Source organism: Caulobacter sp. P1_B12_2, assembly GCF_056406675.1.
The window spans coordinates 1-9,072 of record NZ_JBFTZS010000169.1 but is presented as its reverse complement, the minus strand read 5'-3'; the positions used below and the strand labels follow the sequence as shown (position 1 = coordinate 9,072).

Annotated in this window: 9 protein-coding genes; 4 read left to right on the top strand and 5 right to left on the bottom strand. The window is 68.9% G+C overall.

Annotated elements, in window-relative coordinates; translation table 11 throughout:
* Positions 1-393, top strand: a 393-nt coding sequence (locus tag AC1DZ6_RS12350) for a protein NO VEIN domain-containing protein (RefSeq protein WP_477097469.1), incomplete at its 5' end; no start/stop codon positions are given.
* On the opposite strand, the gene AC1DZ6_RS12345 is transcribed toward AC1DZ6_RS12350, so the two are convergent.
* A complete protein-coding gene (locus AC1DZ6_RS12345) occupies positions 351-1,508 on the bottom strand; it encodes an acyl-CoA dehydrogenase family protein (RefSeq protein WP_477097468.1) in 1,158 nt (385 codons plus the stop codon). The genes AC1DZ6_RS12350 and AC1DZ6_RS12345 overlap by 43 nt on opposite strands.
* 175 nt (positions 1,509-1,683) lie before the next feature.
* On the opposite strand from AC1DZ6_RS12345, the gene AC1DZ6_RS12340 reads away from it, so the two are divergent.
* The gene (locus tag AC1DZ6_RS12340; protein ID WP_477097467.1) at positions 1,684-2,406 is read left to right on the top strand and encodes a winged helix-turn-helix transcriptional regulator; all 723 of its coding nucleotides are present in this window, start codon (positions 1,684-1,686) and stop codon (positions 2,404-2,406) included.
* A 143-nt stretch (positions 2,407-2,549) separates the two neighbouring features.
* On the opposite strand, the gene AC1DZ6_RS12335 is transcribed toward AC1DZ6_RS12340, so the two are convergent.
* Genes AC1DZ6_RS12335 through lepA form a run of 4 tightly spaced genes read right to left on the bottom strand, consistent with a single transcriptional unit; the run spans position 2,550 to position 7,264 of the window.
* Positions 2,550-3,173, bottom strand: a complete 624-nt coding sequence (locus tag AC1DZ6_RS12335; RefSeq protein WP_477097466.1) for a glutathione S-transferase family protein — start codon at positions 3,171-3,173, stop codon at positions 2,550-2,552.
* Positions 3,174-3,182: 9 nt separating this feature from the next.
* Positions 3,183-3,785 carry an energy transducer TonB gene (locus AC1DZ6_RS12330; RefSeq protein WP_477097465.1) on the bottom strand — a complete coding sequence of 201 codons (603 nt, stop codon included), beginning with the start codon at positions 3,783-3,785 and terminating at the stop codon, positions 3,183-3,185.
* Between the two features lie 9 nt (positions 3,786-3,794).
* Positions 3,795-5,432, bottom strand: coding sequence for an NAD(P)/FAD-dependent oxidoreductase (locus AC1DZ6_RS12325; RefSeq protein WP_477097464.1), 1,638 nt, complete (start codon positions 5,430-5,432; stop codon positions 3,795-3,797).
* 23 nt (positions 5,433-5,455) lie between these two features.
* Complete coding sequence (lepA, locus tag AC1DZ6_RS12320) at positions 5,456-7,264, bottom strand: translation elongation factor 4 (protein WP_477097463.1); 1,809 nt, start codon at positions 7,262-7,264, stop codon at positions 5,456-5,458.
* A 154-nt stretch (positions 7,265-7,418) separates the two neighbouring features.
* Here lepA and AC1DZ6_RS12315 point away from each other — a divergent pair, with 154 nt between their 5' ends.
* Positions 7,419-8,024: a DUF1134 domain-containing protein gene (locus AC1DZ6_RS12315; RefSeq protein ID WP_477097462.1), complete on the top strand. Its 606-nt coding sequence runs from the start codon at positions 7,419-7,421 to the stop codon at positions 8,022-8,024.
* Between the two features lie 156 nt (positions 8,025-8,180).
* Entirely contained in the window at positions 8,181-8,906 is a 726-nt protein-coding gene (locus AC1DZ6_RS12310) for a hypothetical protein (protein WP_477097461.1), read from the top strand.
* Positions 8,907-9,072 lie beyond the last annotated feature (166 nt).

Genomic DNA, 9,072 nt, shown 5'->3' with positions numbered 1-9,072 from the left:
GTCTACGAGCAGCGCCGGCTGGAAGAGCGCGGGCGCGAGGACCTGGCCGCCCAGATCCGCCTGGCCCTGCCGCCCGATGACGAGGGCTGCGACCTGGTAAGCTTCAGCCGCACCGGCGCGGCGCGGCGCATCGCCGTCAAGACCACCACCGGCGGCCCGGCCACGCCGTTCCGGCTGACCCCCGCGGAGGAAGCGCTCCGCGAGGCCCAGCCGGGGGCGTTCATCGTCTATCGCCTGTACGACGTGGCGCGCGAGGCTCGGGTGTTCCGGGTGCGGGCCCAGCCCGCGATCCCGCCATCCCCCGATCAGGCGTCTCCGCTTCAGCCGTCGCCGATTCAGCCGTCCCCGATTCAGCCGTCAATGTCCCAGCCCAGCGCCACCCTGCCCGAATAGCGCCGCTGCGGCGCGTCCTGCAGAGGATGGAAGCGCGCGCCCTGGATGTCGCGGAACGCCCGCTCCAGGCCGGTGTCGCGATAGAACGACGCCCCGCCGACGGCCTCCATGGCCTTCTCGACCGTGGCGATCGCGCCCTGGGCCAGCAGCGTGCGGCAGATCATGGCGCGGTCGGTGGTTTGCGGACCCGGCGCGCCGTTCTGGGCGACGTCGACCATCCGTTCCCACGCCATCTCGGCGCCGGCGAAGGCGTTCTCGATCGACCCGACCAGCTCGGCCACGTGCGGGTCCGGGCTCTTGCGACGCGTGATCTCCAGCGCCCGGGCCCGCGCCCCCTCGGCCACGCCCAGATAGGCCGAATAGATCAGGGCGAAGGCGATCATGCCGATGATGTGGAACAGCGGGTGCCACGGACCGCTGGGCCGCCGGCCCGAGATCGCCGCCTCGGGCACGAACACCTCGGTCAGGACCACGTCGTGCGAGCCGGTGCCGCGCATGCCCAAGGTGCGCCAGGTCGGGGCGATCTCGACGCCCGGCCCCTTCAGCGGCACGGCGAAGTGCAGCACCGTCGGGCCGCTCTCGGGATCATTCCAGACGGCGCTGGTCGACAGCAGGTCGCCGGCCAGGCAGCCGCTGGAGAACGCCTTGCGGGCCGTGATCCTGAACCCGCCCTCGACCTTGACCGCCTGGCCGCCGCTGGCCAGCCAGTCCGACCCGCCGCTGGACACCAGCACCAGGTCCTCGGCCGCGACCCGCTTGAGCAGCCCTTCGGTCGGCGCGCGCTGCTTGCGCCAGCGCCAGGCGGCGACCGCCACCAGGTGGCTGTGCATGGCGAAGGCCAGGGCGGTCGAGCCGCAGGCCGCGCCCAGCCGGCGGATCACCTGACAGATCTCGGTCACCTCGGCCCCGCCGCCGCCGAACTCGACGGGGACCAGGGCCTTGAAGAAGCCCCCGGCCTTCAGCTGGGCGTAGGCGTCGGCCACGAAGCTGTCGTCGGCGTCGTGGGCGGCGGCCTGGGCGGCGATGGTTTCGGCCAGGGCCTCCGCGCGAGCCAGCCAGTCGATCCTGTCAGCGACGGGGGCGGCGGCTTCGGGAATGGCGGTGTCGAGCGGCATGTCATGAACCTTCTTGTCGGAGGCGGAGACAGACTCCGCCGGTTCCGTGACCTTGCCCAAGACGCCGCTCCGCCAGCTAGTTCAGCAACTGAACCTGGCCGGTACAGTCACTGAACTAGTCCGACCGGCCCGGCGGGATTAATCTAACATCGTTCTGTCATTCGGAGAGGGGACGATGTCTCAGCGCAGCTATGGCCAGTTTTGTCCCGTCGCGATGGCGGCCGAGGTGCTGTGCACGCGATGGACCGTGGTGCTGTTGCGCGAGATGGTCGCCGGCTCGACCCGGTTCAACGACCTGCGGCGCGGCGTGCCGCGGATGTCGCCGGCCCTGCTGGTCCAGCGCCTGCGCGACCTGGAAGACGCCGGGGTGGTGCGCCGCGTCGCCGGCCGCGACAGCGGGGTGCTCGAATATCACCTGACCCCGGCCGGTCGCGAAGTGGAGACCATGGTCGAGGCCATGGGCCGCTGGGGCCAGCGGTGGGTGACCACCGAGCTGTCGCTGCAGCACCTCGACGCCTCCCTGCTGATGTGGGACATGCGCCGAAACCTCGACCTGGAGCCGATGCCCCGGCGGCGCAGCGTCATCCAGTTCCTCTACGCCGAGCAGGCCGCCGTCGATCGCTCCTGGTGGCTGATCGTCGAGCCCGACGCGGGCCCCCACGCGAGCAGGGCCGGCGCCCCGGTCGACCTGTGCTCGGTCGATCCCGGCTTCGACGTCGACCTCTATGTCGCCAGCGACCTGCGGACCATGACCGCCATCTGGATGGGCCTGGACACCGTCCGCGCGGCCCTGGACAGCGGGCGGATGCTGCTGACCGGCGACGCGGAACTGGCGTCGAACATGCAGTCCTGGCTGGGTCTCAGCCCGTTCGCCAAGACGCGTAAGATCGCGAGCTGATTTTAAGATCGCTCATCCCGGCGAATGCCGGGACCCAGATCCCTTGGCGGTGTGGTGGGTTGGAAAAGCTCAGCGCTTTTGGCGTCAGCCTCAAAGCCATTCCATCTGGGTCCCGGCATTCGCCGGGATGAGCGGAAAGAAGGCTAGGGAACTTCATCCAGCGCCCACCTCCCGAACTCCGGGCGCGCCTTCAGCAGCTTGTAGTACGCCTCGACCGCCGGCAGGTCCGCCCGCGCCATCGGCGTCCGCATCCACCTGTGCACCGACACGCCCAGCACCACGTCGGCCAGGGTGAAGTCGTGGCCGGCGGCGTGGGCTCCGGTGTCGGCCAGGCGCTGGTCGAGGATGGCCATGGCCTTGTTCCAGGCCTCGACGCTGGCGGCGATCCTGGCGGGGTCGTCATAGCCCGGCGTCGGGCGGCCTAGGGCCAGGAAGGCGTAGCCCCAGGTCGGGTTGAGGTCGGTGGCCTGCCAGTCCATCCACTGCTCGACCACGGCGCGGGGGCGGGGCTCGACCGGCAGCAGGTGGCCGTGGCCGAAGCGGGCGGCCAGGTAGCGGCAGATGGTGTTGCTCTCGTAGAGCGCCCCTTGCTCGTCGATCAGCACCGGCACGAGGCCGTTGGGATTGAGCGCCAGGAACTCGGGCGATTTCGTCGAGGCGAAACCCGTCCCCCAGTCCTCGCGCTCATAGGCCAGGCCCAGCTCATCACAGGTCCAAAGCACCTTGCGGACGTTCAGCGAGGAGGTGCGGCCGAGGACCTTGAGCATGGGAGACTCCTAGGCGTTGGCCTGCGATGCGACGGCGGCGGTTTGGCCGGGGGGCGGCCGTGGCGGCGGCGGTGTGAACCGGTAGAGCGTCTCGAACCGATCAGGCAAGGGGCTGGCGTCGATGGTTTCGTAGGTCGTCTGCGCCAGGGCCCCTGCCACGGCGCGGTCGAAGACGGCCGGCGGGGAAGCGTCGATGATCTGGTGTCCGCGGTAGGCGCCGTCGGGCGTGATCGCGACGTCCACGCGCACCCAGCCCGTCTGGCGACGCAAGCAGGCCCAGAACGGATAGGCGATCGCGCCGACCGTCTTGCGTTGTACCTGGTCGTCGCTCGCCAGGACGGGCGCCTCGCGCACGGCGATCGGCGGCCAGGCCTTGCGCAGGATCCAGAAGGCGAGGGCGCCGGCGACCCAAAGCGTGATGCTGCCCACCCAGATAAAGGGCCAGAACGGCGTCAGCGGCAGCGTGAACCAGTGCCTCCAGGTCGTGGGATGCCGCGAGCGCGACGTCGCGCCGCGCGTCCGGTCGTTCAGGAACACCGCCAGGCGATAGATCCCGATGATGCCACCCAGCGCCAGCAACCAACGCCAGGTCTCGTCCCAGTTATGCGGCATTGTTCTCGATCACCCGGCCTTCAGATCCTGATCCCGGCCTACATAGGCCGCCGCCACCGCCTCGGCGATCTTGATGCCGTCGATGGCCGCCGAGAGGATGCCGCCGGCGTAGCCCGCGCCTTCGCCGGCCGGGAACAGGCCGGCGGTGTTGAGGCTCTGGAGGTCCTTGCCGCGCGTGATGCGGATCGGCGAGGAGGTGCGGGTCTCAACGCCCGTCAGCAGCACGTCGGGATGGTCGTAGCCGGCGATCTGGCGGCCGAACACTGGCAGGGCCTCGCGCATGGCCTCCAGCACGAAGGCCGGCAGGCATTCGGCCAGGTCGGTCATCTTGATCCCCGGCTTGTAGGACGGCTGGACCTCGCCCAGGGCTTCCGACGGTCGGCCGGCCAGGAAGTCGCCGACCTTCTGGGCCGGGGCGGCGTAGGTCGAACCGCCGGCGGTGTAGGCCAGGGACTCCCACTTGCGCTGGAATTCGATGCCGGCCAGCGGGTGGCCCGGATAGTCGCGCTCCGGGTCGATGCCGACCACGAAGCCGGAGTTGGCGTTGCGCTCGTTGCGCGAATACTGGCTCATGCCGTTGGTCACGACGCGGCCGGGCTCGGAGGTCGCGGCCACCACCGTGCCGCCTGGGCACATGCAGAAGCTGTAGACCGCCCGACCGTTGGCGCAGTGGTGGACCAGGCTGTAGTCGGCCGCGCCCAGGTCCGGATGGCCGGCGCAGGCCCCGAACCGCGCCTTGTCCATCCACGACTGCGGATGCTCGATCCGCACCCCGATCGAGAACGGCTTGGCCTCGATGTGGACGCCCCGGTCGTACAGGGTCTGGAAGGTGTCGCGGGCGCTGTGGCCGACGGCCAGCACCACGTGCTCGGCCGCCAGATAGTCGCCGGTCGACAGCCGCAGGCCCTTCAGCTTGCGCTGCCCGTCGGCGGCGGTCTCGATGTCGAAGTCGTCGACCCGGTGTTGCCAGCGATATTCGCCGCCCAGGGCCTCGATGGCCTCTCGCATGCTCTCGACCATCGTCACCAGGCGGAAGGTGCCGATGTGCGGGTGGGCCTCGGTCAGGATCTCCTCGGGGGCGCCGGCCTTGACGAATTCGGTCAGCACCTTGCGGCCCAGGTGGCGGGGATCCTTGACCTGGCTGTAAAGCTTGCCGTCCGAGAAGGTGCCCGCGCCGCCCTCGCCGAACTGGACGTTKGACTCCGGGTTCAGCTCGCCGCGCCGCCACAGGCCCCAGGTGTCCTGGGTCCGCTCGCGCACCACCTTGCCCCGATCCAGGATGATCGGCTTGAAGCCCATCTGGGCCAGGATCAGCCCGGCGAACAGGCCGCAGGGCCCGGCGCCGATGACCACGGGGCGGGTGAAGTCCTTGGGCGCCTGGGCGACCAGGCGATAGTCGGTGTCGGGCGTCGGCCTGAGTTGGCTGTCGCCCGCGAACCGCGCCAGCACGGCGGCTTCGTCGCGCAGGGCGACGTCCACCGTATAGACCATCAGGATCGCCGCCTTCTTCCGCGCGTCATGAGCGCGGCGGGCGATGGTGTGGGTGACCAGGTCGTCGGCGGGGATGCCCAGGCGCGCGCAGATGGCCGGGCCCAGGTCTTCGAGCGGATGCCCCAGCGGCAGCGCCAGGTTCGAGAGGCGCAGCATGGCGCTACTCAGCTCCCTTCAGATCAATCCCCGTCCATCTTCAGCGCCGCGATGAACGCTTCCTGCGGGATCTCGACCTTGCCGAACTGGCGCATGCGCTTCTTGCCGGCCTTCTGCTTGTCCAGCAGCTTGCGTTTGCGCGAGGCGTCGCCGCCGTAGCACTTGGCGGTGACGTCCTTGCGCAGGGCGCGGACGGTTTCGCGGGCGATGATCTTGCCGCCGATCGCCGCCTGGATGGGGATGACGAACATGTGCTGCGGGATGAGCTCCTTCATCTTCTCGCACATGCCCCGGCCGCGGCTTTCGGCGCGGTCGCGGTGGACCAGCATCGACAGGGCGTCGACCGGCTCGGCGTTGACCAGGATCGACATCTTGACCAGGTCGCCCGGCTTGTAGTCCTCGACCTGGTAGTCGAACGAGGCGTAGCCCTTGGAGATCGACTTCAGGCGATCGTAGAAGTCGAAGACCACCTCGTTCAGGGGCAGGTCGTAGATCACCATGGCGCGGTTGCCGACATAGGACAGCTCGCGCTGGGCGCCGCGACGGTCCTGGCAGAGCTTGATCACGCCGCCCAGATACTCGTCGGGGGTGAAGATCGTGGCCTTGATCCAGGGCTCGCTGATGCTCTCGATGTGCATCGGGTCGGGCAGGTCGGCGGGGTTGTGGAGCTCGATCTCCGTGCCGTCGCGCATGTGGATTTTGTAGACCACCGAGGGGGCGGTCGCGATCAGGTCCAGGTCGAACTCGCGGCTCAGGCGCTCCTGGATGATTTCCAGATGCAGCAGGCCGAGGAAGCCGCAGCGGAAGCCGAAGCCGAGGGCGGCGCTGGATTCCATCTCGTAGGTGAAGCTGCCGTCGTTGAGGCGCAGCTTGCCGACGGCGGCGCGCAGGTCTTCGAAGTCGGCGGCGTCGACCGGGAACAGGCCGCAGAAGACGACCGGCTGGACCTCCTTGAAGCCCGGCAGCGCCTTTTCGGTGGGCTTCTTCTCGTCGGTCAGGGTGTCGCCGACGGCGGCGTCGGCCACTTCCTTGATCTGGGCGGTGAAGAAGCCGATCTCGCCGGGGCCGAGGCTCTCGACGGGGGTGTTCTTGGGCTTGAAGACGCCGACGCGGTCGACCAGGTGGGTCGAGCCGTGCTGCATCATCTTGATCTTCTGGCCGGCCCGCAGGCGGCCGTCGAAGACGCGGACCAGAACGACGACGCCCAGATAGGCGTCGTACCAGGCGTCGACCAGCAGGGCCTTCAGCGGCGCGTTCTCGTCGCCCTTGGGCGGCGGCAGGCGGGTGACGATGGCTTCCAGCACGTCGTGGATGCCGAGGCCGGACTTGGCGCTGGCCAGGACGGCGTCGCTGGCGTCGAGGCCGATCAGGTCCTCGATCTGGGCGCGCACGCGCTCGGGCTCGGCGGCCGGCAGGTCGATCTTGTTGAGGACCGGGACGATCTCGTGGTTGTTGTCGATGGCCGAATAGACGTTGGCCAGGGTCTGGGCTTCCACGCCCTGGCTGGCGTCGACGACCAGGATCGAGCCCTCGCAAGCGGCCAGGCTGCGGCTGACCTCGTAGGCGAAGTCGACGTGGCCGGGGGTGTCCATCAGGTTCAGGACATAGGTCTGGCCGTCGTCGGCCTTGTAGTCCAGACGCACGGTCTGGGCCTTGATGGTGATCCCGCGTTCCTTCTCGATGTCCATGTTGTCCAGGACCTGGGCGGTCATCTCACGCGCGGTGAGGCCGCCGGTCTCCTGGATCAGGCGGTCGGACAGGGTGCTCTTGCCGTGGTCGATGTGGGCCACGATGGAGAAGTTGCGGATCAGGTTCAGAGGCGTCGAAGTCATGGGCGTGCGTCTAGCATATTTGCGGGCTTTCGCGAGCGTCGATCATCCGGCGCCGTCCCGAACCCCTCATGGTTAACTCGCCGTTAAGCTTCAAGCCGCAAACCCGACTCAAAGGGTTGAGACAGTCTTGGCTGTTGGAATCGCGAGAGAACACATGGACCGCCGCAAGCTGATCCTTTCGGGCATCGCCACCGCCGGCCTCGGCGGCTGCGCCAGCACGGCCCAGGAGCGTCCGGGCGACCCGCCGCGCCAGTCGCAGTACGACACCGGCCGCGCCCAGACCTATTCGGCCGACGAGATGATCCGCAGCGGCTCGGATTTCCTGGGCGTCACCGCCGAGAGCATCGGGGCGGTGATCGAGCGCGCCTTCCGCGACAACGGCCAGCCCACCGGCTACATCGCCGGCGAAGAGGGCTCGGGCGCGATCGGCGTGGGCCTGCGCTACGGCCGGGGCCTGCTGTACATGAAGGGCCGCGACACCCAGGAAACGTTCTGGCAGGGGCCCTCGGTGGGCTGGGACTGGGGCGGCAACGCCAGCCGGGTCTTCACCCTCTGCTATAACCTGCAGTACCCGGACGCCATCTTCCGCCGCTTCCCGGGCGTCGAGGGCACGGCCTATCTGGTCGGCGGCCTGGGCGTGAACTATCAGCGCGCCGACACCATCACCCTGGCCCCGATCCGCGCCGGCGTCGGCCTGCGCCTGGGCGCCAATGTCGGCTACCTGGCCTATAGCCGCCAGCGCAACATCCTGCCGTTCTAGGTCGGGCTAGGTCCTCCCCACACGGGAGGACCTAATCCTTGGATTCGCGAGAGTTCCTCGCCATTATCAATCCCAACGAGAATGAGTCCGTCCAAAGCGGCTGTCGGTTGTGAGCCGACCGTTCGCCCTTCGCGCGCTCGTCCGTAGGGAAGCGTCATGTTCGAGCGGCTGAAGCGTACCTGGTTCATCTGGCTTCTGGCGGCGGTGGTCGTCGCCGTTGTCGCGCCGAGGCTGATCGACACCCGCGCGGTCCGCCCCCCGCCGCCGCCCGCCCCAGCCGCCGCGTCGCGCTTCGTCGTCCGTGATCCCAGCGGGACGGCCATCGGCTGGCTGAACATCAAGTACCCCCGCACGATCCGCGAGAACGAGGAAGGGGTGCTGGAGGCCGAGTACACGACTGGCGACGTCCACTGGAAGACCGGCGAGGCCAAGAGCGATCCTGGCGACGCCTACGGCTACGGCTCGGTCCAGCCGCCGGCCGGCATGAAGGTGGAGCTCAGCGGCGCGGACCTGGCCCTGACCCCGGCGCCGACCCACGAGTTCGACGTCCAGCGCATCGCCGCCACCGGCGTCGAGCGGGTGAAGTGGATCGTCTCGCCCAAGGACGAGGGCGACCATGTGCTGCTGGTGCGGTTCAATGTCAGCCCCGCCACCTTCAAGGCGATCCCGATCTCGGCCAACGGCCAGGCCCAAGGCTCAGACCCTCAGATCCTGCTGCCGGTGAAGGTGTTCACGATCTACGGCGTCCCCAAGGCCACGGTGCTGATCGCCAAGGGCGGGGCGGGACTGCTGTCGTTCCTGCTGACCCTGCCGGCGGCCTTCGTGCTGTTCGAGCGGTTCTTCAAGAAGAAGCCGAAGGCGCGGCGGAAGAAAGCGGTGTGATCCTTCTTCCGCAAGGGGAGAGGGATCAGGCCCTCTCCACCGTCACGCTCTGGCTGACCATCGTGGCCTTCCCGAAGATCGTCAGAAACGCCACGTCCGCGGCGTCGCGGCCGTAGGCGATGCGGACCAGGCCGGCGATCGGGGCCAGTCCCGTGGGGTCCAGCAG